This window comes from Mesorhizobium sp. M7A.F.Ca.MR.362.00.0.0 (assembly GCF_004023175.1).
Classification (GTDB): Bacteria; Pseudomonadota; Alphaproteobacteria; order Rhizobiales; family Rhizobiaceae; genus Mesorhizobium.
The window spans coordinates 635-991 of record NZ_RZTF01000577.1; the positions used below are offsets into that span (position 1 = coordinate 635).

At 63.6% G+C, this 357-nt stretch carries 1 pseudogene; it reads left to right on the forward strand.

What is annotated here, in order from left to right:
• Window positions 1–357, forward strand: a pseudogene (locus EOC06_RS44390) (leucyl aminopeptidase family protein); the annotation flags it as partial.

Below are 357 nucleotides of genomic sequence, written 5' to 3' on the forward strand. Positions count from 1 at the left end.
CGACCGGAATTTCCCGATGATCCATGCTGTCGGCCGTGCGTCGGCCGGCGCGCCGCGCCTGATCGATATGCGATGGGGGCAGCAAGGGGCGCCGAAGGTGACCCTGGTCGGCAAGGGCGTCTGCTTCGACACGGGCGGTCTCGACATCAAGCCATCGTCCGGCATGCTGCTGATGAAAAAGGACATGGGCGGTGCTGCCAATGTCCTTGGCCTCGCCTCGATGATCATGGCTGCCGGGCTGAATGTGCGGCTGCGCGTGCTCATTCCCGCGGTTGAAAATTCGATTGCCGGCAACGCCTTCCGGCCCGGAGATGTGCTTGCGAGCCGCAAGGGCATCACTGTCGAGATCGGCAATAC